The following is a 25,838-nucleotide window of genomic DNA, read 5'->3' on the forward strand; positions in this document are numbered from 1 at the left end:
ATACATATTTGAGAACGCAACCAATCGCTCTCGGGATTGCGATAATAATTCAGGCGACGCACCGCTGTTCGCGGCACGCTTTCGATAACAAGGGTTACCGAGGTGACGGACTGCATCTCTGAAGACATCAGCATGCCCGCAAAAGGGCGATCCGAGGCATGGCGCGGCCTGAAGGCGGCGATCCCGATCATGCTGGGCTTCGTGCCGTTTGCGCTGGTGCTCGGCGCGCAGGCCGCCGGCAAGGGATTTACGGCCGTTGAGGTGCCGCTGATGACGGGGCTGAATTTCGGCGGCGGATCGGAGTTTGCCGCTGTGGAGCTTTGGTCCTCGCCGCCGCACGTGCTTCTCATCGCCGCCATCACCTTTCTCGTCAACAGCCGGCATCTGCTGATGGGAGCAGCACTTGCCCCCTTCATTCGCCATCTGTCGAAAAGACAGGCGCTGATGGCGCTGTTCTTCATGTGCGACGAGAGCTGGGCGATGGGACTGGCGGATGCGAGGAAGGCCCGGGCCAATCTCAGCCTGGGTTATTTCTTCGGCGTGGCGCTCGGCCTCTATTTTTGCTGGGTCATCTTCACGACCATCGGCGTCTTGGTCGGACCGATCCTCGGCGACGTCACCGAATACGGTTTCGACATGGCGTTTCCGGCCGTGTTCCTGGTGATGCTCGCCGGCATGTGGAAGGGCGCGAAAGCAGCACTTCCCTGGCTCGTCAGCCTGTTCTTCGCGGCTGCAACCTACCTGGCGCTACCGGGGGCCTGGTATGTTCCGGCAGGCGCGCTATCCGGCGTTGCCGCGGCATTCCTGATGGCGCGCGCCGATGGCTGATCCGCTTTACCTCACCGCGATCGTGCTGATGGCGACGGTCACCTATCTCACCCGCATCGGCGGCTATCTCTTCCTGCGCAACCGCGCGCTCGGCCCGCGCCTGCGCATCGTCATGGAGAGTGCTCCGGGCTGCGTATTGATCACTGTCATCGCACCCGACTTCGTCACCGGCCGGCCGGCGGATCTGATTGCTCTTGCGGTGACGATGCTGGCGGCAGCCCGGCTGCCCGTGCTGCCGACCGTCATCATCGCCATTGCCGCCGCAGGCATCCTGCGGCACGCGCTGGTGTGAACGAATGCCGATTCCGATCGGCGGCTCGTTTATTTTGTGAGCACGATGTGCGTGGCGTGTTCGGTGGCGACATGCTCGGCGACGCGGAAGCCGAGAGCGGGCAGGTCGATGCCGGTGAACATTGCTTCGCCCTTGCCGAGCACGACGGGCGAGAGGGCGAAATGCAATTCATCGATCAGGCCGGCCTGAAGATATTGGCGCACGGTGCTGACCCCGCCGCCGATCTTCACATCCTTGCCGCCGGCCGCGGCCTTCGCCTTTTCAAGGGCGTCCTCGATGCCGCCGGTGACGAAGTGAAAGGTCGTGCCGCCCTCCATGACGAGGGGTTCGCGGGGATAGTGCGTCAGGATGAAGGTTGGCGCATGGTAGGGCGGGTTTGGCCCCCACCAGCCCTTCCAGGCCTTATCAGGCCAATCGCCGCGGATGGGGCCGAACATGTTGCGGCCGAGGATGAAGGCGCCGAAATTGGCCATGCCACGGGCGGCATAATCCTCGTCAATTCCTTGCGAGCCGTCGTCCTTTCCCTGCATCGCGCGAAACGTGCGGGTATGGAAAAACCATTGAAACATCTCAGTTCCGCGCTTGCCGAGTGGATCTTGCATGCTTTGCTCCGGCCCGGCGCCGAAACCATCCACGGAAAGGGAAAATGCTGCGACACGAACCTTGGACATGGTTTCCTCCATCTGATTGCAAATTAAAACTGGTTGTTTTGTCGCATAAGTGATCCTATAATGCAACCAGTTTTTTGAAGGAGATGCCTGGTGGATATCGAACTGCGCTCGGGCTGCCCGATCAACCTGACGATGGAAGTGCTGGGCGACAGGTGGACCCTCATCATCATCCGGGACATCATGTTTGGCAACCGCCGCCATTTCCGCGATCTGCTGACCCATTCGGAGGAGGGGATCGCCTCCAACATTCTAGCAGCCAGGCTGAAGCGCCTGCTCTCGCTCGGGTTTATCAGCAAGCGGGACGATCCGAGCCACAGCCAGAAAGCAATCTACAGCCTCGAGGAGCCGGCCATCCAGCTTGTTCCCGTCTTCGCCATGATCGGCGCCTGGGGGCGGCGCCATCTGCCTGTCAGCGAGGAACTGAGCATCCGCGCGCAGCTTCTCGAAGAAGGCGGGCCGCCGCTCTGGGACGAATTCATGGAGGATCTCCAGCAGATCCATATCGTCGATCCGATCGGTGGAGCCAACGGCACGTGCACTTCGGCGGTGCTGGCGAAGCTGACGGCGGCGTTCCTCGAGGTCCGCGCAAAATCGTCGGCGCCGGTCTCCTGATTTCGAGAAAGGTCAACCGCCGGCGCCCTGGTATTTGCCGGTGGCGTATCGCCAGTGAGCGATCGATATCAACACCCAAACGGGGCCGGCGGCGAGCGCCACTGGCCCGGCCCAGTCCCCAAGGAGCGGGATAGATTTGCCGAGCAGGGCGCCGACCGGGACCGAACTGGTCAGGGCCAACGGAACCGCGGTGATGAGGGTGATCTGGATGCCGCCGGGAAAGATGTTAAGGGGGTAACGGGTCAGTTCCCAAAAGCCGAAGAAGATCGAAAACAAATGGTTGGACCGCACCCACATCAGCGCCGTCGCGCCGATCATGGTGATCAGCGCACCGGTCAAAAGCGTCGCGCTGATGAGCGTGGCAATGAGGAACGACACGGACCAAACCGACCAGGTGAAGTCGACCGACAGAATGGCCCAGCCCATCAGCGCCGCCGCGAGGATGACATGGCCGGCATAGCCGATATTGAGGCCGGAAAAGACCAGATAGGCCCAGGGGCTGAATGGCTTGACCAGCAGCGTATCGTAAGTGCCGAGTCGCACCAGTTCTTCAAGGTCGCGCAATTGCACGAAGCTCATCGCGGCGCCGAGAGAATAGGCGAGCAGCTGGAAGCTGAACAACAGCGCCAGCTCCGGCAAGGTCCAGCCGCCCAGCGTGTGAAAGCGGGCGAGCAGGATGCCAATGGTGGCGAAGACGCTGCCATAGGACAGGATCTGCGCGAAACGATCGAGCCAGAAAGCGCCGCGATATTCCATCTTTGAGCGGACATGCATCCGCACCAGCAGCGGAATGACGCGGAGGTAATGAATGAGCACGATCAGCCTCCTTGCACGGTGATGCGGCGGGAGGCTGAGCGCCACAGCCAGAGGACGCCCAAGAGGAACATTCCGGCCCAGCCGAGACCAAGGCCGAGATGAAACCAGGTGTCGGCAGCCGAAAGCCTGCCGAGATAGACGGCATTCGGATAATAGACGACCCAGGCGAAGGGCAGGTGGCGGGCAATCGTCGCCAGCGGTTCGGGGAAAAACCAGAAGGGCACCAGCAGGCCCGAGAAGAGATGCAGCAAGGCGCCGAGGATCCAGTCCAGCGAGAAACTCGTCATCAGCCAGAAGGCGACGAGCCCGAAGACCGCCGACATCAAAAATACGAGCACGAAGGACAGCGCCCAGAAGGCAATGAACATCAGGCCATCAAACAGGCTTGCCGGCGGCAGCATGCCGTAAAACAATGCGGTGAAGGCGACGGTCGGGATGACCTGCGTAGCCAGGCGATAGAAAAAGCTGCCGGATTCATTGGCGAACAGATAGAGCGGATAGGACAGCGGCTTGAGCAACCAGACAGCGATATCACCGGTCTTGAGCGACCGGCCGATCTCGCCGATGATCCTCTCAGGCCGGGTGGCGCCCATCACTGCGCCGCCGAGCAGCGCATAGGTCACCATCTGCTGCAGCGAGACGCCGTCGACCACGGTTGCACCGACGCCGGCATAAACGGCCAGCCAGATGGCGACCCGCGCGACGACCTGCACCAGTTTGCCGAAGATGTTGGCCCAGACCTCGTTGCGATAGGCAAGCTGCGCGTGGAAGGCGCTTCGGGTGAAGGCGAAATAAGCGCTCATGGTGCCCGCGCCCGGGCGTTTCGGGTGAAGGCGAGATATGCGCTCATGGTGTCCGCGCCCGGGCGTTGCGGGTGAAGGCGAGATAGGCGCTCATGGTGTCCGTGCCCGGGCACTGCGGGTGAAGGCGAAATAAGCGCTCATGATGCTCGCGCCCGGGCGTCGCGGCCCTGGTAGAAGGTGCGGATGACCTCTTCGATGTCGGGCTCGTGCAGCGCCACATCCTTGAGGTCGCGCTCGCTTCCCACCTCCGAAAGGATTTTGACCAGCGATATGTCTTCGCGCTCGATCAGATAATTCTTGCGCAGGCCCTCGTCGCTGACCAGCGACGCCGTTTTGAGCGGCAAAGGTCCCGGATCGCTGGCAAATTCGAGTGTCAGTCGCCGGGCCGAGCCCAATGCCCCGCGCAGGCTCCTCAATTCGCCGTCGAAGATCAGCCTTGAGTGATCGACCATGATCAGCCGCGGGCAGATGGTTTCGATGTCCTGCAGGTCATGGGTGGTGAGGATGATGGTGACGCCGCGCTCGCGGTTGATCTCCGCAAGAAAGCGCCGCACCGCATCCTTGGCGACCACGTCGAGCCCGATGGTCGGTTCGTCCAGAAAGAGGATCTTCGGATCGTGCAGCAGCGACATGACGATCTCGGCGCGCATGCGCTGGCCGAGGCTGAGCTGGCGCACCGCGCGGTCGAGAAAGGGCGTGAGGTCGAGCAGCTCGCTGAAGCGCCGGAGGTTATCGGCATAGCGGGCGGCTGATATATCGTAGATGCGCTGGTGCAAGGTGAAACTGTCGACCAGCGGCAGGTCCCACCACAGCTGACTGCGCTGGCCGAAGACAACGCCGATCTCGCGCGCATTGTCCATTCGCTTGAGATGCGGTGTGCGGCCAAGCACGGTAAGCGTGCCGGCGCTCGGTACCAGGATGCCGGTCATCATCTTGATCATGGTGGATTTGCCGGCGCCATTGGGGCCGAGATACCCCACAGCTTCGCCGGCCGCGACGTCGAAATCGATGTCGGAAACGGCCAGAACCTCTGTATATTCGCTCGTCACCAGCGTCTTTAGCGCGCCCAGAAAGCCCGGAAATCTCTTGTGCTGCCGGAAGCGTTTGCTGACGCCCCGGGCTTCGATCAAAGCCGTCATATGTATTTCCCGCCGACTCGGCAGCTGTGAGGATTGGAACCCAGGCTAACGCCGGGCTCGGCCAGTGCAAGCAAAAGTCGCTTTTGGCTGTCACTCAATCGCCCAATTCAAAGTGCTGCGGCATCCTTCGCGCATCCGAAAACACGCGCGGCGCCGCAGCCTTTTGCGTTGACAGCGGTGATCAATCGATCGCTGTTGGGGTCATGAAGATTCTCGCAATATCCGGCAGCGCTCGGCGCGATTCCACCAATACGGCCATGCTGCGGGCCATCAGCGTCGTCGCACCAAGTGAGATCGAGATTGCGATCTTCGATGGCGTGGGATACCTGCCGGTATTCTCGCCTGATCTCGAGGGGGAATCCCTGCCGGCGGCGGTGCGGGATTTCATCGACGTGATCGCTCGGAGCGACGGGGTGATCATCGCCAGCCCGGAATATGTGCGATCCATTCCCGGCGGCCTCAAGAATGCGATCGACTGGCTGGTGTCAGGAGAGCAGATCGTCCACAGGCCCGTTGCACTGCTGCACGCATCACATCGGGGCGATGACATGCTGGCAGGTCTGCGCACGATCCTTGCGACCATCACCGACCGCTTCGCGGACGATATCTTTCTGCGGCTTCCTTTGATGAAGCTGGAACCGGCCGAGGTGTTTCGGGCTGTCGCGACGGTGGAGAACCGTTTGAGGGTGCAGGCCTATCTTCAGGCCTTCTCGGCCTATTGCAAGGCAGCCGGCTAAATCGCCTGAGGTCCGCCCGGTCATCGGATCTCCATCAGCAGGCCGCTCTCGAACGCTGTTTTTTCCTGGAGCGTGTGCAGTATCACGAGCGGGGCTGCGAGCAGCGCGGCGAGGATGAAGGCGGAGAGGAAATGCCTCTTGAGGAAACGGAGGATAGGTCGGATCATCTTGATCTCCAGATGCCGCGGATGTCCTTTGTACTGGACCTCAACAATTGCGGCAGCATGACCGGCTGCCTTGCAAGCTCCGCAATGCTGCCGCAACCCTTGTGGCGGACAGAGGGAAGGTCAAGAGAACAGGCGGGCGATGCGGATATTGTTGATAGAAGACGAGCGGGAGCTGGCCGAGGCGCTGTCGGCAGCGCTTGGCAAACATGCGATCGTCACCGACCACACGATGCACCTGGCCGATGCCGTCGAGCTGACGCGGCAGAACCTCTACGACGCGATCCTGCTCGACCGGCGCCTGCCCGATGGAGAGGGGCTGAGCTTCATTCCAGAGCTGAGGCGGACGGGGAAGGATACGCCGATCATTGTGCTGACGGCGCGCAACGAGCCGAAGGAACGGGTTGAAGGGCTGGACCTGGGCGCCGACGACTATCTTGGCAAGCCGTTCCTGGTCGGAGAGCTGATGGCGCGGCTGCGGGCCGTGCTGCGGCGGGCGCCGGGTCTTGCCGAATTGCAGATTACCGCCGGGCGGATGGTGATCGATCCGCTGCATCTCAGCGTCACTGTCGCAACGGTGCCGCTCGACCTGCCGCGACGCGAACTTCTGGTGTTGGCCGCCCTTGTAAGGAGGAAGGAGAAGACCGTGCTCCGCTCGACACTGGAGGCGGCGGTTTATAATTACGAAGAGGAAATCCAGTCGAATGCGCTCGATGCGCATATTTCGCGGCTGCGCAAGCGGCTGATCGATGCCGGCGCCGGTGTCGCGATCCATAATATCCGCGGCGTCGGCTATCTCATGAAGGAAGAATGATGGCCAAGGTGCAATACGCCAATCCGTCGCTTTGGTGGCGGCTCAGCTGGCAGCTCAGCATCGTTTTCGTCGCCGTGGTGGCGGCTGTCATCGTCGGCCTTTGCGTTTACGGGGCGATGATCCTCTCGCCGAACGTCGCCATGGAATACAGGCTGACCGCAGCGCTCGATGAGGCGCTGATCCGCGATACGCAGGGCAAGCTCGTCATCGTCGACAGCCCGCGCCTTAGCGCCTTCAAGGCCGAGAGCGACAGGCTCTGGTTCGTCGTAGCTGCGCCGGACGGGCAGACTGTTTCCTATGGCGCCGTGCCGGAGGCCTATCAGGTGCTTGGCCCCTATGTGCACCTGATCAAGGAGGCCGATATACGCGGTGCCGCCTTTACCGGCGAGAGCGCCTCGATCGACAGTGTCGAGACGGGGATCGGGCCTTTCCGGGTGATGTATGGCGGCAACCCGAGCCGGAGCGCCACCTTCCTGACCATGCTCACAGAGACCTATCCGATCTATGTGCCGCTGCTGGCGGTCGCTCTGCCGGCGGTCTTTTTTGCTGTGCCCCGGATTGTCGGGCGGGCGCTGAGGGGGATCAGCGACGTGGCGCGTGCCGCAGCGGCAATCGAACCGCGCCGGCAGGGCGCACGCCTTCCCGTGAGCGGCATTCCCCGGGAAGTGTCGCCGCTCGTGACCGCCTTCAACAGTACGCTGGAGCGGCTGGAGAATGAATTCCGCAAACGCCAGCGCTTCCTGATCGATGCGGCGCATGAGCTGCGGACGCCGATCGCCATCATGCAGACGCGTATCGACGGCATGCCCGATGGCCGCGAGCGGCAGCGGCTGCTCGACGACGTGGCGCGGCTGGCCGAGGCGGCCGAACAGCTGCTCGATTTCGAGCGAAACGACCAGGCGGCCGATCTTGACGAAACGGTCGATCTCGTCGGCATCGCCCGCACTGTGGTTGCCGACCTCGCGCCACTGGCAATCGCGGGCGGCTACCAGATCTGCTTTCAAAGCGAGGTGGAGAGCCTTGAACGCCGCGGCAGCCCTTCCGCCTTACCGCGGGCGGTCAGCAACCTGGTGCGCAATGCCATCGACCACGGCGGCAATGGGGGCATGATCACGGTCGCGATATCGCGCTCGGCTTCCGGCGGCGGCAGGATCAGCGTCGCCGACGAGGGGCCAGGCATTCCGGCCGAACATCGCGAACTGGTGTTCGAGCCCTTCTATCGCGTCACTCCAAGAAGCAAGGGCGCCGGTCTCGGCCTCAGCCTCGTCAAGCAGGTCGCCGCAAACCATGGCGGCGCGGTCAGCATCGAGAGCAGTGCAGCCGGGACACGAGTGATGATCGAACTCGCATAGGTAGGTCAGGCTGGCTTGAGCCGCAACCGCCCGCCGGAAGCGACCTGTAATGTTGCGGCAATTCTCGACCGCCACTTTCGCCTGAGACTAGAGCGCGGCGCGTCTTACAAGACGCGCCAAGGACGCTCTAGCGCTTTAAACCTGCGCATAATCCTTTCCGGAAATCGATTTCGATTTTCGGGGTTATGCGCTATCGGCGACGGAGGCCAGACAGCGTGCGCAGCAATCCATTTTCATTTTCTTTCCTACAGGCTCCGAGGGGCTTGTCTCTCGCCTTGCCGGTGGCGCTTGCCATGACAGCGGCAGGGTGCAGCTCGGTGCCCCTCAAGGGGGCCGGCACGCTTTCCTTCTACGGCAATCTCGGCCCGCCGAAGGGCAAGTTGTCGAAATCGCGCGTCTATGTCGATGGGACGCGCCTTAGCCCGGCAAAGACGGTGAATATCGTGCCGACAACCTTCGCTTTCAGCGCCGCGACCCGCGTCAAATCGGACGCCGACCGGGTGATGGTGGCGAACGCGCTGGACCGGGCGCTCTGCATTTCGCTCAGCGACAAATATCAGCTGGTCTCTTCAGGCCAACCGGCGGACCTGACGATCCGCTCCGTTGTCACCGACATTGTACCGACCAATAAGGCGATGGCGGGTGTTTCCACCGTTGTGACGGTTGGCACCGGTTTCGTGCTGCCCGTCGGCGTGCCGCGGCTGCCGGCCGGCCTCGGTGGACTGGCGGTCGAGGCTGAGGCCGTCGACCGCGATGGTGTGCAGCGGGCGGCGATCGTCTGGTCGCGCGGGGCAAACTCGCTGCAGAACACTCCCCGCGTTTCCGAAGTCGGCGACGCCTATGGCCTGGCGTCGAAATTCAGCAGCGAATTTTCCCGCATGCTGATCAAAGGCAAGGAACCGAAGGGATTGGATATCTCGCTGCCGTCGGGGCAGCGAATGAAATCCTGGCTCGGCGGAAAACCGAAATACGCCGCCTGCGACGCCTTTGGCCGGTCGCCCGGACTGATGGGAGCTGTGGCCGCCAAATACGGCGCGCCGCCGCAATGGACCGAGAAGAAGCCGAAACCGGCGGCGACCTACTGAGAGATACACGCTCAGTCTTGCCACAGGCGTTGCCCGTGCGGCATCAAAAAGCCCCGCATTTTCATGCGAGGCTCGCTGTTGACGGGTGGATCGGTTTATTGGCACTCGCGGCGCGGGCCGTAGCTCGGCTGGAAGGTATTGTCGTAGGCGCGGTAAGACCGGTAGCGGCTGTAGCAATAGTCGGCATGCGAGCTGTAGGCGCGTGAAGAATAGGCGCGCGGCTGCGAGGCGATGATGCCGCCGATGAGCGCGCCGGCAGCGAGCCCGCCGATGATGGCGCCGCTATTGTCATGGTGGTGATAGTGACGATTATAGCCACGATCCCATCCATAGCGGTCGTCGCGGTAGTAGCTGCCATCGCGATAGTGGTGGCGGTTTCGGTACCACCTGTGATCATTACCGAACTGCCCAGGGCAATTGGTGAAGTTGTTGCAGCCGACGGTCATGATATGGGCGGCACTTTGAGACGCCGGTTGCGCCGATTGCGCCGGACTCGGCACGAAGGCAGGGCCTGCCGAGGCCGGCATTCCGGAGAAAGCCGTCGCTATCGACAGGGCAATGATGGCGAATCTGTTCATTTCTCTCACCTTGGGTAACGGATGTTCGAGGGGGTAACGCAGGGGAAGGGGTTTGGTTTCATTTTGGGATGAAAGGCGCGATGTATGTGCGCATCTGCTAACGCAGCGGGGTAAAATGGGACTCGGCCAACGGCGGTCGATGCGGTGGGTCGCGGCCTGCCGGAGACCGGAAAGAATGCTGCGTTCGAGCGTATAGCGGGTTGCGCGTTATCAGGTTCGCTTCCCGCCGGCCAGCAATCGAAGCTGGTTCTCGTCATGCACGCCTTGCCGGTAGAGCTCGATGATAAGTGCGCCTAGACGGGCGGCTTCCTCGCCTGATCGGTCAATCTGGAGCTCTCTACACAGCGCTTCATGGACACGCCTGCACACATCGAGATCTTCGGATGCGAGCGGTTCGTCACGCGTACTGAACAGCTTGTCTGACATCGCAATCTGCCCTCTTTCGATGCCGTGAATCGCTATCGGTGAAAAAAAGATAATTTCGTGATCCTTGCTCTGCAAGATGGGCGAACGTCCGATATTCAAAAACAATTCGGGGCGCGCACGCCCGGAAGGATACGGACGAGGGCAGTGCGCATGGGTATGAGACCGATGGTCGTGTCGGCCTGACAGGCAGCGCGAGCATGGAAATCTACCTGGTTGCGGGGTCCTTGCCGCTTTGCTGCGACAGACGCAGTTCTTTCAGCCTTTTGGTTTTCTCGCGGCGAGCCCGCTGCTCTGCTTCGATGGTTTCCTTGGCGGCTCGCTCGGTGTTTTCGAAGCGATCCTGCCGGTAAGCCTTTGATGAGGGTTCACGTTCTCTTGTCATGGCCGCTAAACGCAAATCGGCGAAAACGGTTTCATGAGAAAACGAGGGAGCCGCTCTCAAAAAATCGAGGTGGTCGGCGTCGCCCGTCTATTGCAGCCGACGGGTGCTCAAATCTGTCGTGGCGGTCAAGTCATGCCGCGGGCGCCTCACCGGCGCCCGCGGCATGACGGATCATTCCTTAATGAAAGCGAGGATGTCCGGATTGATGATGTCGGCATGGGTCGTGCACATGCCGTGCGGAAATTTCTCGTAGACCTTCAGCGTGGCGTTCTGCAGCAGCTTGGACGAGAGCAACGCAGAGTCGGCGATCGGCACGATCTGGTCGTCGTCGCCGTGCATGACGAAGGTCGGCACGGTGATGATCTTCAGGTCTTCGGTGAAGTCGGTTTCCGAGAAGGCCTTGATGCCGTCGTAGTGCGCCTTGGCGCCGCCGATCATGCCCTGGCGCCACCAATTGTTGATGACCGGTTCCGATACTTTCGCACCCGGTCGGTTGAAGCTGTAGAACGGGCCGGCCGGCAGGTCACGGTAGAACTGCGAGCGATTGGCGGCGAGCTGCCTGCGCAGGTCATCGAAGACCTCGATCGGCAGGCCGCCGGGATTGGCATCGGTTTTTACCATGATGGGCGGCACGGCGCCGATGATGACGAGCTTGGCGACGCGGCCCTGCGGCTGGCCATGGCGGGCGACGTAATGGGTCGCTTCGCCGCCGCCGGTGGAGTGGCCGATATGGACGGTATTCCTGAGATCGAGATGCTCGACGACGGCTGCGGCATCGGCGGCGTAATGATCCATGTCGTGACCGTCGCCCACCTGGGTAGAGCGGCCGTGGCCGCGCCGGTCATGGGCGACGACCCGGTAGCCCTTCTCGAGGAAGAACAGCATCTGGGCGTCCCAGTCGTCGGAGCATAGCGGCCAGCCATGATGGAACATGATCGGCTGGGCAGTCTTCGGCCCCCAATCCTTGTAGAAGATCTCGACGCCGTCCTTAGTCGTGACTGTGCTCATGTCATGGCTCCTTGGTTGATTGGATTGATGCGGTCGGAAGTTTGCGCCGTCGCCGGCGGAATTGGCAAGACTACGAGCGCCGTTGCCCCGAAGGCTTGAGCAAGAAGCTGGGGCGTGAGGTAACACCGGCGGAATGTGCTGATGTTGTTATTGAATACCCTTTTCTATTATGTTGATATGACAGAAGTTTGTATGGCCCGCTGCGATGGTCGCCGCAACAGGCTTGATGGCGTCGCGACGGCAGCTGATTTCACGGGCGAACGTCTGCAATGAGCCAGTTTTTTTCCGTTCGTTCAAGATATCTGTCCGGGTAGTTCGATATATCTGTCCGGCTAGTTATGTTCGCGTGCTCCCGCAATTTCAGGCAGCCGCCCACGCTCACTTGAACGCCGGTCGACGCCCAACCATCTAATCCTCAACAACAGTATGATGGCGAACCGTCGCAACCGAGACCGCTTTGGCCGCGGACGACCGTTACTCCCGCCTGAGGATTAAATCATGGGTTACATGGACAAGGCGATAGCGCCTCAGAATGACGGGGCGCTGATCGATGTCTATTCGCAATCGATCGCGGCAGCAGTCGACACGGTCGGGCCGGCCGTCAGCCGGATCGAGAGGGTCGGTGGCCGGCAGGGGCACGGGTCGGGCTTTGCCATCTCGCCTGATGGATTGATCATCACCAACAGCCATGTCGTCGACGACGCCAAGGTCGTTCGCATTACCACGCCCGATGGCTTCGTCACCGAGGGCCGTGTGCTCGGCCGCGATGTCGATACCGATATCGCCCTCATTCGCGCCAATACAAGCACCGGCGCCTGGGCGAAGCTCGGAGATTCCCAACGCCTGCGCCGAGGCCATATCGCCATCGCGATCGGAAATCCTCTCGGTTTCGAGTGGACTGTCACCGCCGGTATCGTCTCAGCGCTCGGCCGGTCGATGCGGGCAGCCAGCGGCCGGCTGATGGAGGATGTCATCCAGACCGATGCGGCGCTCAATCCCGGCAACTCAGGCGGACCGCTGGTGTCTTCCAGCGGGGAGGTGATCGGCGTCAACACCGCCGTCATCCAGGGCGCGCAGAGCATCGCCTTTGCCGTGGCGTCGAATACGGCCAATTTCGTTGTTTCGGAAATTCTCCGCTACGGCCAGGTGAGGCGCGCCTTCATCGGTATTTCAGGCGATACGATCGTGCTGCCGCGCCGGGTGGCACTGGCGGCGGGCACGGTGCAGACGACCTCCGTCCGCATCCGCCGCGTCGAGCCGGAAGGGCCGGCGGCAAAGGGAGGGCTGCAGGAGGGCGATTATATCCTCGCTATCGACGGCAGTCCGGTCGGCGGCGTCGATGATATCGTCCGATTGATGGATGGCAGCAGAATCGAGAGGGATACCGAGATCCTGGTGTTTTCAGTAGCAGGCCGGATCGTGAAGAAGACCCTGCTGCCGACGGCGCGGACGCCCTGACAAAGACATCACCTCACGTCAGGCGCTGACCGCCTCCTGCTCCGTCCCTGAAAAATCGACAGCCGCAAAGGCCGCCGCCAGCACCTCCGGCCCGGCGCCGCTCTTGGCTGCATCGGTCGACAGGATCTGGCGGTAGCGCCTGGCGCCGGGCAGGCCGGTGAAGAGGCCGACCATATGGCGGGCCACGTGCTGCAGCCGGCCGCCGGCCGCGATGTGGCGTTCGGCATAGGCCATCATCCGATCACGCAGCGCTTCCCAATCCGGTTCGCCCGCCGGCGCGCCGAAGAAGCGCTGGTCGATTTCGGAAAGGATCGCGGCGTTCTGGTAGGCGGCCCGGCCCAGCATGACGCCGTCGACATGTTCGAGATGGGCGGCGGCTTCATCAAGCGTGCGGATGCCGCCGTTGATGCCGATGAAGATGTCGGGCCAGCGCTGCTTCATCCGATAGACAATGTCGTAGTCGAGCGGCGGGATCTCGCGGTTCTCCTTCGGGCTCAGGCCCTTCAGCCAGGCCTTGCGGGCATGGATCCAGATTGCGTCGGCGCCGGCATCTAGAACGCGGGTGATCAGCGCCGGCAGCGCCTGTTCCGGCTCCTGCTCGTCGACGCCGATCCGGCATTTCACTGTCACCGGCACGGTCGCTGCCGCCTTCATCGCCCCGACGCATTCGGCCACCGTCTCCGGCGTCAGCATCAGGCAGGCGCCGAAGGTGCCCGACTGCACGCGGTCGGAGGGGCAGCCGACATTGAGATTGATCTCGTCGTAGCCGTAGGGTTCGGCGATCTTCACCGCCTCGGCAAGCTTGGCCGGGTCCGATCCGCCGAGTTGCAGCGCCAGCGGATGTTCCGCGGCGTCATGGCCGAGCAGCCGGTCGCGCGGACCGTGGATGATCGCATCGGCCACCACCATCTCGGTATAGAGCAGCGCCTGCCGGCTGATCTGGCGATGGAAATAGCGGCAATGCCGATCCGTCCAATCGATCATCGGGGCGACCGCAAAAATCGGGCTCTTCTGCGTCATCGACGTTCCATAATTCGTTGTTCTCTGGGTGCCGCAAGGGCCCCGCACCGCCGCGGGGGCGGGACCATCTCTTCAGCGCGCATATAACATCTGGCGGTGCGATCGACAAATGACGGTGACGCTGCAAACAGAAACGGCGCCCCTTGCGGAGCGCCGTTCATGCCGCCGAAGCGGAAGTCTGACTTACGAAGCCGAGATGTTGACGGCCTTCGGGCCCTTGCCCATGCGGTCCGGCTCGGTGTCGAAGGTAACCTGCTGGCCTTCGCGCAGCGACTGGATGCCAGAAGCCTGCAGCGCAGAGATATGGACGAAAACGTCCTTTGCGCCGCCGTCCGGCGTGATGAAACCAAAACCCTTGTCCTGGTTGAAGAATTTTACGGTGCCCTTGGTGGCCATTGGGATCGTCCTTTTCCCTTAGTCTGTGTAGTATCCGCGCCCCCGAGAGGAAGCGGACGGCTTTAGCTTTCGCCCCGATCGATGGGGACGAAGGGTCAGTCGGAGAAGTCACGTACGGGGAAAGAACGTCTACGTAGGCGGGTAGTCCCGCGCCGCCTTCCAAACGGAAGGGATTACCACATCTGTCCAGTCACCGGCATGCAAATGCCCGAGTAGCAAATTGGTGGCAGCTTTTCGGGCAAAAAGCAAGTGGGATTATTTTGGCATGCCCGCATCGATGGCAGGAAATGTCGAAGATTCAGATACTTGAGGAAGAGTTAGCGGTTCCTTGCATGGCTGTGCCAGAGCGGGATTCCGTTCCGAAACGGGATGAGCGGTGGTGGCGTCGGCAAACAGGATTTGGTCACAGCCCGCAAGCCTCAGATTTTGGAGACTTTCGGAACGTGACCGAGAGGGTACGGGAGAGGACCAAGCTGGACCGAGTGGTCGAAGCTCCACGAAAATTGATTGGAACTCGGCCAAGCTGGAGTGCTGGCTAGCCAAATAGTCAGGCCGGGCACTTTGGAAGAAAATCATGGAGCGCTACCGGTTGGTGGCCAGAATGCAAGGAGTGCTTAAGTCCGATTCGGAAGTCCTTGACTTCGCATGATCGGACTCACTACACGCTATGGATGGCACTCGCGAGACGCGAACCATCAAGATCGGTGACCGAAGGAAGTCGAATGGATTCGCGGCAAACGGTCATCACCTTCGCGTTTGTCGGCATCGTTTACGTGCTGGGTTTGCACGTCCCACTCCCTGGGATCGATTTGGATGCCTTTACCGGCCAGAGTTACACTGTCGATTCCGGCATGCTCTCTCGTGTATCGATCCTAGCCCTCGGACTGATGCCCCTCTACGCCGCGCTGGGACTTGCGGAAATTGCACGGTTGATCGGTTTTCCTTGGCTCAAGCGGAAGGACAAGCAAAGCGGAAACATCGGCCCAGGAGCTGTTGTCGTTGTGATCGCGCTAGTCGTTGCGGCTATGCAGGCTTGCGGCCTATCAGGCGGCTTGGCCGCGACGCCTCTCGTCGATGACGAGGTGACTAATTTCACCATCCTCACGATTGCATCCTACATGGGCGCGACGGCGTTTACGATCTTTCTTTCCGACCGGATAAGGATCGCGGGCCTGCGCGACGGCTTCTGGCCGGTCTATTCGATTCCAATCCTGTTAGGCCTACCAAACAACGTAATCATGTCAGTCGAAATGACGAGAACCGGAGCCGTGCCTTCGACGCAATGGCTGATCGTCGCGGTTTATCTCGTGATGTCGGTCGCGGCCGTGGTTGTAACGTCTGTCTTGTGGAGATCGGCATGTCGTGAAACTGGCGTCGTCGAAGGAGAAGCGGTCGAGCCCAAGGAAATTCTCATCTGGCCGCCGGTCCTTGCTATCACCGCTGCAGTTTATGTGTTGGGCGTCATCGCCTTCATTGCCCCAAGTCTTGCTGCTGCAGCGCAAGGGGCGACCCTGCAAGTTATCGTTCTCGCAATAGCATCGATCCTGATCCCGCTCGTTGTTTTCTCTTATATTAGGAGACTCAAGGTCGCGAATATTCGTCTGATTGTGATCGCAATCATTATCGCCTTGATCCAGATATTGCTGCTCGTCTCCGGCGCTATTGTAAGTGCATTCATTCAGCTTCCAGTCAGCCCAGGCGCCATCGGAGTCATCGTTTTGACGGTCACAGCCCTTGGGCTTCAGGACCGGGATAAAGTCAAAGTGGAAGGCTCATTGAGACCTCATGTCTCAGCCCAGACTGACTCATGATCGCTTCAACTCACGGAAACGCTTAGCTCTCTCGGCCAGTTCCCCTCGTTAGTGCTCGAGTAAAGGGTGCGGCACTTGCTCTTTCGGTGCTATAGCTACCGCTACTGCGCATCACCCAGCAAAGCGCTTAGGCTCCACGGATTATTCCCCTTCTGATTGGCGATATCGTCGACCTTCCAGCCGCCGTGCTGCCGCACCAGCGTGTAGAAGAGCGTCACCTCGTCGCCGTTTTCGAACTGCACTTCCACCTCGGCCTTATTATCCAGCAGGATGGGCTGACCGATCCTGACGTCGCTCGCCGCGCCGTCCTGGCCCGCGATGACGGGATCGAAGTCGATCGCGCCGACATCGCCATCGGGCGTGTTGTCGAGATCGGCCTGGAGGAGCTCGTTCAGATGGTCGGAGAAAAAGATCGAATAAGGCGAGGGCGCCTCGGCGTCGCTATTGTCGGTGTTGTAACTGTAGAGCGCCTTGAGCAACGCCTTCGGTGTCTTGTAGGTCTCGGCCGATGCGGGCAAGGCTGCAAGCGCCGACACGGCAAGGGCCAGGATGAATGTGGGCAGGCGCATGCGGGCTCTCCTCGGATGAGCAGAAATCATAACCGAAACGGACGTCCAGGTGGAGCTGCATTTTTGAAAGGAGATTGCCCGGGCACGGCCGCTGGCCTTGTCGTCTCCGGCTGTTGTCGGCGGGCGATCGCCAGGAAAGTTCGGCCGATGGGACTACGGTCGCCAGACGCGAGTTCCGTCTTTTGGTCGGGATCGCCGGTGACGCTTCTCTGCGTCCACCGGCGATCGTATCGCGGTTATATCAACGCTTCATGCGACAGGCTCGTAAACGACGGCTCGAAGACGTCTTTCACAGCGATGGTGAAATCGTGGCTGGTGGTGTTTCCAGCCGCGTCATAGGCTTCGGCGGTGAAGGTCAGGCTGTGGTTGCTTTCGAAGTCGATCGCCGCCTTCGTCTGGATCTTGTTGCCGACGAGCTTGAAGATGCCGTCCGCATCGTCGGTCAGCCGCCACTTCACCGCGCCGCCTTCCGGATCCACGGCGGAGAGAAGGCCGACCGAGGTGCCGATCGCGACATTCTCGGATATCGAGCCGCGCGAGAAGGCAAGATTGATCGGCGCCTTGTTGACCGGGGCCTCGTTGACGTCGAGGACGTTGATCGTGATGTCCTTTTCGACCGTGACTTTGCCGTCGGAGACAGCGACCTTGATCGTGTACGAATTGGCCGTCTCGTAGTCCAAAGCCTTCGAGGTGACGATGCGGTTGCCATTCAGGCGGAAGTGATCGTCGGCGCCGTCGATGAGCTTGTAGGTGAGGGTGTCACCATCGGCGTCCTTGGCGCTGAGCAGGCCGAGCGTGGTCCAGATCGGGGTGTTCTCTGAGAGGGTGGTTTTCGAAAGCTGGATATTGGTCGGCGCGGCGTCGCTGCCGTCTGGTGTGAACTTTTCGGTGGCGAAATCGTAGACGCCGTCGGCAAAGCGCGCGAATTCGACGTCATGCAGCGTATCCGTCCCTTCGGCGGCGCTGGTCAGGATGTGACTGTCATTGCTCAATGCCAGGGAATAATTGGCAAAATTGCCGGCGAAGAACGCCGTGTCGATGCCGGCGCCGCCATCAATGGTGTCGTTGCCGGCGCCGCCGGTCAATTTGTCATTGCCGGCCTTGCCATTGAGGATGTCGTTGCCGCCGCTGCCGTCGAAAATGTCGTCGCCGTCGGTGCCGGTAAATTCGTCGTCGCCGCCGCCGGTCTTGACGTCGATGCCGGAGACATAACCGGTGACAAAAGCTCCAAGATTTCCCAGTTCGTCGGAAAGATCGAGGTGGGCGCTGTCCGTGACTGCCAGTGCGGCGTTAAAGTGATGGGCCGGATCTGTCGACCAGACGATCTTGTCAAAGCTTTCGAACTGCGCGCTTGAACCGGCAACCCAATATCCCACCGTTTCAAGGACTTCGATGTTCTTGATCGTCAGGCCTCTTAGCTCAAACGCTTGGAGAGTATCGATCCCGGCGCCGCCGTCGATTGTTCCGGAGCCCTGAGCCTTCACGCTTATGGCATCGTCGCCGTCGCCCGCATTGATGTCGAAGACTTCAGGGGTACGGCCGCCGGCGTCACCATCGGAGATCGTATCGTTGCCCGCGCCGCCTCTGATGACGTCATTTCCGACGTCGTCTACAAGCTGGTCATTGCCGTCACCGCCATTCAGAATATCATTGCCATCTCTGCCCGCGAGTAAGTCATTGCCAGCACCGCCATTCAGCGTGTCATTGCCATCACCGCCACGAAGCTGATCGTTTCCGGCGCCCCCATTCAGCGTGTCTGCGCCGTCGCCGCCATTGATGTCATCGTTGCCTGCGCCTGTCGTGATCGCATTGTCGCTGCTTGAGCCCGTCACATTCGCGGAGACCGAACCCAACTCGTCGGCCAGATCGGCCACCCCTGAATCCGAGACGACCAGAGTGACAGCCGAGGAAGGGCTGGCGGCGGAGTGGCGGATAACGTCGTAAGCTTCGAACTCGGCGACCGTCTTGGTAATCGTTGCGCCGTTGGTGTCCAGAATATTCAAGGCCATATTAAACCTACCCCAATAGATGCTTGCATTCTATGAAAATGAGAAATCCTCAGTAGAACTGTTCTTGCAGCTTCAACGGACGACAGCCCCCTGGGGATCTATGCCAATCCCCTATTAAGTTTTCAATGCAAAATTGTATCTTTTCATTGCTTTTTTAATGAAAAACTAAGGATAAAATACTGGGAGACGCATTTTAATTTGAGAACTCAAAGGGATATTTTGGTCTGCTAAATAGTATGATTTTTTATTTTCAGCCGAGGTACTCTCGGAAAAATTGTGTTTTGAAGCGGGTTTTCGGCGGCGCCGCGCTGCGGCTCATCCGAGCCACCATCGCAGGTTGGTGCTGGCTTCGACGTGTTCCTGCATTCCCGCGCGGGAGGTCTTACTTGAGCTTGATGAGTCCTGCCTCGGTGGGGGAAAATCCGCAGCCGCGGTAGAAGCCGGTCAGGTGCGGCTGGAAGTCGACATGCAGCCACTCAGCGCCGCGCTCCCGCGCAACTCTGGTCGCTTCCCTGACCAACCGCGTCGCGATCCCCTGCCGGCGAATGTCGGGGTGAACCGAGGTATCGAGGATAAAGGCATGGATGCCGCCATCCCATGCGACGTTGACGAAGCCGATGAGCTGATCGTCGTGGTAGGCGCCGATATGGGCGAGGCTGCGGGGCAGGATGCGGGAGAAATCCGGTGCTTCAGGCGTGCTCCAGGCTGCTGACAAGAGGGCGTTGAGTTCGGCGGGCGAGGGAAACGGATCGATACGGAGTTCTGGCATGGGTGGATTCCGATTCATTTGTCGCGTCGCTTGCCGGGAGTGTTTTTCTGCCGATTCCGCCTGCTTCGCAATGGGATCGATTGCTGGGGCAGGCCTCCTCGCAGCCTCGACGTGAGGGCGCCCACCTCTCATCCTTCATTTCTGTGTCCTCAGGGCCGCGAAGGAGCATTCCTGAACGGGTGCAACTGACGCTTCGTTGACGACGTCTCTGTCGAGAACATAATCAGAACATCTCATATTCCATCGGCAGAGAGTAAGATGTGCGGACGTATCTTCGTTAAAACTTCGCTTGAAGAATTGATCAGCAATTTCGCCTTTGCCGTGAAGGGTGGGGATATCGACGGGCTGGGAAATCGTTTTCCCCGCTGGAATGGAGCGCCGTCGCAAGATTATCCTATTATCATCAGGGATATCGTGCGCGAACCCGATACGTCGGGCCCCATATTCGCGACCGCGCGCTGGGGTCTGATGCCTTCCTGGGCCAAGCCCGGCGGCAGGCCACCGCCGGTCAATGTTCGAGGCGAGACCATCAGCGGCAACGGCATGTTCCGCTCGGCATACCGGTCGCGTCGCTGCCTCATTCCGATCAATGGCTTCTTCGAATGGAAGGACATTCACGGCACCGGCAAGAACAAGCAGCCCTATGCCATCGCCATGAAAGACGGCTCGCCTTTTGCGCTCGCCGGCATCTGGGAGACGTGGACGGACGAGAAGGGCGTGTCCATCCGCAGCTTCGCCGTCATCACCTGCGAGCCGAACGAGATGATGGCGACGATCCATGACCGCATGCCCGTCATCCTGCATCGCGCGGATTACGAGAGATGGCTGTCCGCCGAGCCGGACCCAAACGATCTCATGAAACCTTTCCCATCCGAACAGATGTCGATGTGGAAGATCGGTCGGGATGTCGGCTCTCCGAAGAACGACAGGCCGGAGATCATCGAAGAGGTCGAGGACGATCCGGAACCGACGCTGATCTGACTTTACCGGCTCGGGCGGAGCCATTCACGAAACCATGCGGCAGAGACATCCTCATGAGGAGAGGAAACGCATGCAAGACGATATCGGAACGCTCCTAAGGTCGTTCCTCAATAATGCCCTTCGCAAACAGCCTCAGCGTCGTATTCGGGATTTTGGCGGCTATGAGGTTGGCAAGCGCCGAAAGCTCGATGTCATCGAGCCGATCGCGCGAGATACGGCAGATTTTCTCTGCACCTATCTCCACATCAGGCTGCACGGCGAACCGGCGAGCAGGGAAGGCGTCGCCTCTGCCGTCGCCGCAGCCTTGAAGAATGTCTCCGATGAGTTCGCCTACAAGCTGACCTGGCACAATGACGAGGCATGGAGCACCGTTTGCAACTCGGTCGCGGAGTTTTTGGAAAGCTGCCTGCAGATCGAGCCGAAACCCTATGATGGCTCGCTGACGGCGCAATCGGACTATAACGGGTGGAAGAGCTGGGAGATGGTCATCAGCGGCGAGACGCCGAGGGGAAGATGGCGGCACTCATGGAAGGAGAAGGCCGGCGACGATTTCATCGGGTTCCATGGCGATGTCTGCATGGGGCGGATCTTCAAGATCGATCTGACGGGGTCAGACGAGCGCTGGTACTGGCTGATCGCGGCCGACGGCAGCCCTCGACGCGGATGGCCGGCGGCGGGGTTTGAGGCGAGCGCCAGGAGTGCTGCCTGTCGGGTGGAGCGGATTTATTTTGCGCTGGTGGCGGGGACGGGGAGGACGGGGTGTGGGTGAAGGGAGGTGGTGTTCGCCGTGTTCGTAAATTTGCGGAGTGGGCACGGTCACTCGGCGCTGCGCTTGCCTCACCGCCCCGGCCGCCCAGTCTTCCCCTTCGTCCGTCCCTTGCGCTTCTGCTCGCCTGGATCCTCATAGCTCCCCACACCCGTCTTCCCGCGTACGACCGGACGCACGTCATCGCGCTCCGGCTGCCCCTCAAGCAACGGTGAAAACCGCTTCGTGGCCTTGGCGGCATCCGGCTTTTCCGGCACATGCCCGATGACTGGCTTTTCCGTTCGGCCGACAGTCATTTCGTCGAGGTCGTTCTTGCGGAACAGGCCCTTCTTGGCGGGTTCGGCGATGTCGCGGCCCATGTCGTCGAGGGCGGGTTTGCGGAAGAGCGGAGTGGCGGTGTCAGTGCCTGGGCCCATGTCGTCGATCGAGGGTTTGGCGAAGTAGGAGGTTCCACGCCCGCCCTCGTGGTTCGAGACGGCCCCCTGGGCCTCCTCACCATGAGGGCTGTTACTCGAGCCCGCTGCTTTGTTCTTACCATTGGGGCGGCCGCTTTTGCCCTCCATCGCCTTCGCTTCCTCGCGGGCCATCGGGTCGTCCATGGCGGCGAGTTCCACTGCCTTGAGGCGTTTAATTTCGTCGCGCAGGCGGGCGGCCTTTTCGAAGTCGAGGTCGGCGGCGGCGTCGCGCATGCTCTTTTCGAGGGCGTTGAGATGGGTCTGCAGGTTGTTGCCGACGAGGTTGCCGCCATCGGCGAAGCCCTTGCCGGAGACGCCTGATATATCGGCGCGGACGTGGTCGCGTTCGTAGACGCTGTCGAGGATGTCGGAGATCCTGGCCTTGACCGATTCCGGGGTGATGCCGTGCTCCTGGTTATAGATCATCTGCTTTTCGCGACGGCGGCTGGTTTCCTCCATCGCCCGCTTCATCGAGCCGGTGACCTGGTCGGCATAGAGAATGACCTTGCCGTCGACGTTACGCGCGGCACGACCAATGGTCTGGATCAGCGAGGTCTCGGAGCGCAGAAAACCTTCCTTGTCGGCGTCGAGGATGGCGACGAAGCCGCATTCGGGAATGTCGAGGCCTTCGCGCAAAAGGTTGATGCCGACCAGCACGTCGAAGGCACCGAGGCGCAGATCGCGGAGGATTTCGATGCGTTCAAGCGTGTCGATGTCGGAGTGCATGTAGCGGACGCGCACGCCCTGCTCATGCAGATATTCGGTCAGGTCCTCGGCCATGCGCTTGGTCAGCACGGTGCAGAGGGTGCGGTAACCCTTGGCGGATGTTTCGCGGATTTCGCCGAGTACGTCGTCGACCTGGCTGCGGGCCGCGCGGACCTCGACCGGCGGGTCGATCAGGCCGGTCGGGCGGATCACCTGTTCGGCGAAGACGCCGCCTGATTGCTCCATCTCCCAGCCGCCCGGTGTCGCCGAGACGGCGATGGTGTCGGGGCGCATGGCGTCCCATTCCTCGAAACGCAGCGGCCGGTTGTCCATGCAGGAGGGCAGGCGGAAGCCGTATTCGGCCAGCGTCGCCTTACGGCGGAAGTCGCCTCGGTACATGCCGCCGATCTGCGGCACGGTGACATGGCTTTCGTCGATGAAGACGAGGGCATTGTCGGGGATGTATTCGAACAGCGTCGGCGGCGGATCGCCGGGGTCGCGGCCGGTGAGATAACGGGAATAATTCTCGATGCCCTGGCAGGAGCCTGTGGCTTCGAGCATTTCGATATCGTAGCGGGTGCGCTGCTCCAGGCGCTGCGCCTCCAGCAGGCGGCCGGCCTTCTCCAGCTCGGTCAGGCGAAGCCTGAGCTCCTCCTTGATCGACTTGATGGCGCCGTTCAGCGTCGGGCGCGGAGTGACATAGTGCGAATTGGCGTAGATCTTCACCGATTTCAGGTCGCCGACCTTCTGGCCGGTCAGCGGGTCGAACTCGGTGATGGCGTCGATCTCGTCGCCGAACATCGAGATGCGCCAGGCGGCATCCTCCAAGTGGGCGGGGAAAAGCTCGATCGTATCGCCGCGCACCCGAAAGCTACCACGGGTGAAATCCATGTCGCGGCGCTTATATTGCTGGGCGACGAGGTCGGCCAGCAGCTGGCGTTGGTCCAGCCGGTCGCCGACCGACATCTGGAAGGTCATCGCCGTATAGGTCTCGACCGAGCCGATACCGTAGATGCAGGAAACAGAGGCGACGATGATGCAGTCGTCGCGCTCGAGCAGCGAGCGCGTCGCAGAGTGGCGCATGCGGTCGATCTGCTCGTTGATCGAGCTTTCCTTCTCGATATAGGTGTCGGAGCGCGGCACATAGGCCTCCGGCTGGTAATAATCGTAGTAGGATACGAAATATTCCACCGCATTGTCGGGGAAGAAATTCTTGAATTCGGAATAGAGCTGGGCGGCCAGCGTCTTGTTCGGCGCCAGGATGACGGCCGGGCGCTGCGTCGCCTCGATCACCTTGGCCATGGTGAAGGTCTTGCCCGAGCCGGTGACGCCGAGCAGCACCTGGCTGCGGTCGCCGTTCTCCAGCCCCTCGACGAGGTCGCGGATGGCGGTCGGCTGGTCGCCGGCCGGCTCGTAATCCGACTGCATGCGGATCGTAATGCCGCCTTCGGATTTGTCGGGCCGGGCAGGGCGGTGCGGCGTCCAGATCTTGCCGTTCTTGTGCAGCGGGTTGCCGCTCTCGATCAGCGCCGACAGCGCCTCGACGGTGGCGGTGACGGCGGTGCCGGCCTGCAGCGACGAGGCTTCCTCCAGCGTCGTATCCATGCCGGAGACGGGGTTGAGGCCGGCGGCGGCGCGCGTCTTCGGGTCGGTGGAACCGCCCATCGAAGTTCCACGGGCGCTTTTTGAAGCGGCAATCTCGACCTTCTTGTTGACGCCGACGGCCTCCGAATGCTTGCGCGCCTCGTTTTCCACCTTCTTGCGGTGCTTGCCCGCCTTGGAGGCGATTTCGCGCTGCGACTCGACGCCGGAGCTTTCGGCATCTGCCTCCAGCTGCTTCACCCAATCGGCGACGGAACCCGACAGCGGAGCGCCCTCGAAGGACGATTGCGGGGCTTCCTCGAAGCCATTCGGGGCGGGGGATTTCTTCGGAGATCTGGCCATGGCGCGAATATGGAGAGAGTCAGCGCGAAAGTGAAGAGGGAAAGAGTACAAAAGGGAAACGAATGAATCGTTCAGATTGGCGAATAATGTTGGGCGCGGAATGTTGGCAAAGAGGCTGCAATGAGGTTTTCCCGAGTACATAAATAAAAAGTCTGTGGTTGAAAAGCGGATCACCTCCCGCGCTGAGGGCGGCAATGTTACAGCTATTGCGGGAATCGGGGACCATTAATGAAAAAGATCATTATCGCATTCGCGGCGACCGCTGCACTGGCCAGTTGCGCCAAACGTCCTGACGCCATCGTGCAGGTCGATATTCCGATGGCGGCTTATACGAACCTTGGCTGCGAAGCTCTCGCTGTCGAACTGAAAAAGGAGAGAGCTAAGCTGGACGACTTGTCGAAGCAGCAGATCAGTGCGGCGAACGGCGATGCCTTCGGCGTCTTTCTCGTCGGCGTCCCAATCGGCAGCGTTGCGGGGGGAGACAAGGAAGGCGAGATTGCCGCGTCGAAAGGCAAGGTTTCCGCCATGCAGTCCGCTGGTATGAGCAAGGGCTGCAAGTTGCCCGCCTGACAACGGGCGGCCGCGGCTTCGTTGCCAGGGCACCTAGGGACGTGGCGCCGCTAAGCCGGCGCACCCGCATCGTCCTTCGGGGCCCCTGCGGGCCACCTCAGGACAAGGCTCTCTTGGGCGCCGGCGGTTATCTCAAGATCTCTCTTGAGCGCTGGCGCGGCATCCTCCAACGCTCCTCTTCCTGAGGTGCGCAGTCCATCGGACGGAGCCTCGAAGGACGCGCCGCAACGCTGCTTCTTGCATCCTTCCAATGTCGGCGTACCCGGCCTTTCAATAGTGATACCATCCGGGCGCACACTGGAACCGAGATCGGTCTTCCGCAGTTATTCCTGGTCAATTCAGCTTCAGGTGTTATTGCCATTAGCGACCATCCGTCCTTCTGGGGAATACCGATTTCCATCGATCTTGAAATCGGCGAACGGCTGGTTCTCCGCTCGCCGCAGGATGCGCTTTATGCCCTCGTCTCGGACTGGCCGATCCATGGCGGCGTCCATCAGCAGAGAACGATTGATTTCTGCCGCGCCTGGCTTGCCGGGCGCATGCCGGCCGAGACGGTGAGGCAGGCCTTTATCCTTGCGGCGCTGGAAGCCGGCGTGCCGATCGATGATCATGAGGACGATGCCGGTCATGCGGTCGACAGCCGGTGACGCCAACGATATTTCTTGCCATGTATTGCAA

Annotated in this window: 28 protein-coding genes; 14 read left to right on the plus strand and 14 right to left on the minus strand. The window is 61.0% G+C overall.

Annotated elements, in window-relative coordinates; all coding sequences use genetic code 11:
* The first annotated feature begins 132 nt into the window (after positions 1–132).
* Together HJB82_RS22315 and HJB82_RS22320 are read left to right on the plus strand one after the other, a co-directional pair.
* The gene (locus HJB82_RS22315) at positions 133–828 is read left to right on the plus strand and encodes an AzlC family ABC transporter permease (RefSeq protein WP_207580892.1); all 696 of its coding nucleotides are present in this window, start codon (positions 133–135) and stop codon (positions 826–828) included.
* On the plus strand, positions 821–1,120 hold the full coding sequence (locus HJB82_RS22320; protein ID WP_207580891.1) for an AzlD family protein: 300 nt from the start codon (positions 821–823) through the stop codon (positions 1,118–1,120). Before HJB82_RS22315 ends, HJB82_RS22320 begins: the two co-directional genes overlap by 8 nt.
* 29 nt (positions 1,121–1,149) lie before the next feature.
* Here HJB82_RS22320 and HJB82_RS22325 read toward each other — a convergent pair whose 3' ends face one another.
* Positions 1,150–1,791 carry a dihydrofolate reductase family protein gene (locus HJB82_RS22325; protein ID WP_221141452.1) on the minus strand — a complete coding sequence of 214 codons (642 nt, stop codon included), beginning with the start codon at positions 1,789–1,791 and terminating at the stop codon, positions 1,150–1,152.
* Between the two features lie 90 nt (positions 1,792–1,881).
* On the opposite strand from HJB82_RS22325, the gene HJB82_RS22330 reads away from it, so the two are divergent.
* Complete coding sequence (locus tag HJB82_RS22330) at positions 1,882–2,403, plus strand: helix-turn-helix domain-containing protein (RefSeq protein ID WP_221141463.1); 522 nt, start codon at positions 1,882–1,884, stop codon at positions 2,401–2,403.
* Positions 2,404–2,415: 12 nt separating this feature from the next.
* On the opposite strand, the gene HJB82_RS22335 is transcribed toward HJB82_RS22330, so the two are convergent.
* The 3 genes from HJB82_RS22335 to HJB82_RS22345 form a co-directional block, all read right to left on the minus strand.
* Positions 2,416–3,219, minus strand: coding sequence for an ABC transporter permease (locus HJB82_RS22335; RefSeq protein ID WP_221116787.1), 804 nt, complete (start codon positions 3,217–3,219; stop codon positions 2,416–2,418).
* 2 nt (positions 3,220–3,221) lie between these two features.
* Positions 3,222–4,022 carry an ABC-2 family transporter protein gene (locus HJB82_RS22340; protein WP_221116788.1) on the minus strand — a complete coding sequence of 267 codons (801 nt, stop codon included), beginning with the start codon at positions 4,020–4,022 and terminating at the stop codon, positions 3,222–3,224.
* A 137-nt stretch (positions 4,023–4,159) separates the two neighbouring features.
* Positions 4,160–5,161: an ATP-binding cassette domain-containing protein gene (locus tag HJB82_RS22345; RefSeq protein ID WP_207580886.1), complete on the minus strand. Its 1,002-nt coding sequence runs from the start codon at positions 5,159–5,161 to the stop codon at positions 4,160–4,162.
* Between the two features lie 203 nt (positions 5,162–5,364).
* On the opposite strand from HJB82_RS22345, the gene HJB82_RS22350 reads away from it, so the two are divergent.
* Positions 5,365–5,898: an NADPH-dependent FMN reductase gene (locus HJB82_RS22350; RefSeq protein WP_207580885.1), complete on the plus strand. Its 534-nt coding sequence runs from the start codon at positions 5,365–5,367 to the stop codon at positions 5,896–5,898.
* Between the two features lie 20 nt (positions 5,899–5,918).
* Here the strand turns inward: HJB82_RS22350 and HJB82_RS22355 are convergent, their stop codons facing one another.
* Entirely contained in the window at positions 5,919–6,065 is a 147-nt protein-coding gene (locus HJB82_RS22355; protein ID WP_207580884.1) for a hypothetical protein, read from the minus strand.
* Positions 6,066–6,204: 139 nt separating this feature from the next.
* On the opposite strand from HJB82_RS22355, the gene HJB82_RS22360 reads away from it, so the two are divergent.
* The 3 genes from HJB82_RS22360 to HJB82_RS22370 all read left to right on the plus strand — a co-directional run bounded on the left by HJB82_RS22360 (position 6,205) and on the right by HJB82_RS22370 (position 9,313).
* Entirely contained in the window at positions 6,205–6,876 is a 672-nt protein-coding gene (locus tag HJB82_RS22360; protein ID WP_221141465.1) for a response regulator transcription factor, read from the plus strand.
* Positions 6,876–8,228, plus strand: coding sequence for a HAMP domain-containing sensor histidine kinase (locus HJB82_RS22365; RefSeq protein ID WP_207580882.1), 1,353 nt, complete (start codon positions 6,876–6,878; stop codon positions 8,226–8,228). Before HJB82_RS22360 ends, HJB82_RS22365 begins: the two co-directional genes overlap by 1 nt.
* A gap of 185 nt (positions 8,229–8,413) precedes the next feature.
* Complete coding sequence (locus HJB82_RS22370; protein WP_207580881.1) at positions 8,414–9,313, plus strand: DUF3313 domain-containing protein; 900 nt, start codon at positions 8,414–8,416, stop codon at positions 9,311–9,313.
* A 95-nt stretch (positions 9,314–9,408) separates the two neighbouring features.
* On the opposite strand, the gene HJB82_RS22375 is transcribed toward HJB82_RS22370, so the two are convergent.
* From HJB82_RS22375 to HJB82_RS22385, 3 genes are all read right to left on the minus strand, one after another.
* Positions 9,409–9,891, minus strand: coding sequence for a BA14K family protein (locus tag HJB82_RS22375; protein ID WP_207580880.1), 483 nt, complete (start codon positions 9,889–9,891; stop codon positions 9,409–9,411).
* 210 nt (positions 9,892–10,101) lie between these two features.
* Positions 10,102–10,317 carry a hypothetical protein gene (locus HJB82_RS22380; protein ID WP_207584331.1) on the minus strand — a complete coding sequence of 72 codons (216 nt, stop codon included), beginning with the start codon at positions 10,315–10,317 and terminating at the stop codon, positions 10,102–10,104.
* 553 nt (positions 10,318–10,870) lie between these two features.
* Complete coding sequence (locus tag HJB82_RS22385) at positions 10,871–11,707, minus strand: alpha/beta fold hydrolase (protein WP_207580879.1); 837 nt, start codon at positions 11,705–11,707, stop codon at positions 10,871–10,873.
* A 141-nt stretch (positions 11,708–11,848) separates the two neighbouring features.
* On the opposite strand from HJB82_RS22385, the gene HJB82_RS31700 reads away from it, so the two are divergent.
* Positions 11,849–11,980: a hypothetical protein gene (locus tag HJB82_RS31700; RefSeq protein ID WP_259673991.1), complete on the plus strand. Its 132-nt coding sequence runs from the start codon at positions 11,849–11,851 to the stop codon at positions 11,978–11,980.
* A 225-nt stretch (positions 11,981–12,205) separates the two neighbouring features.
* A complete protein-coding gene (locus tag HJB82_RS22390; RefSeq protein WP_207580878.1) occupies positions 12,206–13,165 on the plus strand; it encodes a S1C family serine protease in 960 nt (319 codons plus the stop codon).
* An 18-nt stretch (positions 13,166–13,183) separates the two neighbouring features.
* On the opposite strand, the gene dusA is transcribed toward HJB82_RS22390, so the two are convergent.
* Both dusA and HJB82_RS22400 read right to left on the minus strand, forming a co-directional pair.
* A complete protein-coding gene (gene dusA, locus HJB82_RS22395) occupies positions 13,184–14,185 on the minus strand; it encodes a tRNA dihydrouridine(20/20a) synthase DusA (RefSeq protein ID WP_207580877.1) in 1,002 nt (333 codons plus the stop codon).
* A gap of 183 nt (positions 14,186–14,368) precedes the next feature.
* Positions 14,369–14,581 carry a cold-shock protein gene (locus tag HJB82_RS22400; RefSeq protein ID WP_003540801.1) on the minus strand — a complete coding sequence of 71 codons (213 nt, stop codon included), beginning with the start codon at positions 14,579–14,581 and terminating at the stop codon, positions 14,369–14,371.
* 722 nt (positions 14,582–15,303) lie between these two features.
* Between HJB82_RS22400 and HJB82_RS22405 the strand changes: the two genes are divergently transcribed.
* Complete coding sequence (locus HJB82_RS22405) at positions 15,304–16,392, plus strand: preprotein translocase subunit SecY (protein ID WP_221141467.1); 1,089 nt, start codon at positions 15,304–15,306, stop codon at positions 16,390–16,392.
* 101 nt (positions 16,393–16,493) lie between these two features.
* Here the strand turns inward: HJB82_RS22405 and HJB82_RS22410 are convergent, their stop codons facing one another.
* The 3 genes from HJB82_RS22410 to HJB82_RS22420 form a co-directional block, all read right to left on the minus strand.
* Positions 16,494–16,961, minus strand: a complete 468-nt coding sequence (locus HJB82_RS22410) for a DUF3828 domain-containing protein (protein ID WP_164012128.1) — start codon at positions 16,959–16,961, stop codon at positions 16,494–16,496.
* A gap of 236 nt (positions 16,962–17,197) precedes the next feature.
* Positions 17,198–18,970 carry a cadherin domain-containing protein gene (locus tag HJB82_RS22415; RefSeq protein ID WP_221141468.1) on the minus strand — a complete coding sequence of 591 codons (1,773 nt, stop codon included), beginning with the start codon at positions 18,968–18,970 and terminating at the stop codon, positions 17,198–17,200.
* Between the two features lie 382 nt (positions 18,971–19,352).
* Complete coding sequence (locus HJB82_RS22420; RefSeq protein ID WP_405049249.1) at positions 19,353–19,739, minus strand: GNAT family N-acetyltransferase; 387 nt, start codon at positions 19,737–19,739, stop codon at positions 19,353–19,355.
* Between the two features lie 258 nt (positions 19,740–19,997).
* Here HJB82_RS22420 and HJB82_RS22425 point away from each other — a divergent pair, with 258 nt between their 5' ends.
* Together HJB82_RS22425 and HJB82_RS22430 are read left to right on the plus strand one after the other, a co-directional pair.
* Positions 19,998–20,720 (plus strand): SOS response-associated peptidase, encoded by a 723-nt coding sequence (locus HJB82_RS22425; protein ID WP_221117597.1) that lies wholly within the window; start codon positions 19,998–20,000, stop codon positions 20,718–20,720.
* A gap of 70 nt (positions 20,721–20,790) precedes the next feature.
* Complete coding sequence (locus HJB82_RS22430) at positions 20,791–21,489, plus strand: hypothetical protein (RefSeq protein WP_221117598.1); 699 nt, start codon at positions 20,791–20,793, stop codon at positions 21,487–21,489.
* A 68-nt stretch (positions 21,490–21,557) separates the two neighbouring features.
* Here HJB82_RS22430 and uvrB read toward each other — a convergent pair whose 3' ends face one another.
* The gene (gene uvrB / locus HJB82_RS22435; protein WP_221141480.1) at positions 21,558–24,590 is read right to left on the minus strand and encodes an excinuclease ABC subunit UvrB; all 3,033 of its coding nucleotides are present in this window, start codon (positions 24,588–24,590) and stop codon (positions 21,558–21,560) included.
* 228 nt (positions 24,591–24,818) lie between these two features.
* Here uvrB and HJB82_RS22440 point away from each other — a divergent pair, with 228 nt between their 5' ends.
* Positions 24,819–25,160, plus strand: coding sequence for a hypothetical protein (locus tag HJB82_RS22440; RefSeq protein WP_207580870.1), 342 nt, complete (start codon positions 24,819–24,821; stop codon positions 25,158–25,160).
* Positions 25,161–25,582: 422 nt separating this feature from the next.
* Positions 25,583–25,807, plus strand: coding sequence for a DUF982 domain-containing protein (locus HJB82_RS22445; RefSeq protein WP_246762760.1), 225 nt, complete (start codon positions 25,583–25,585; stop codon positions 25,805–25,807).
* Positions 25,808–25,838 lie beyond the last annotated feature (31 nt).

Origin of the sequence: Rhizobium sp. NZLR10 (genome assembly GCF_019685125.1) — a bacterium.
Taxonomy (GTDB): Bacteria; Pseudomonadota; Alphaproteobacteria; order Rhizobiales; family Rhizobiaceae; genus Rhizobium.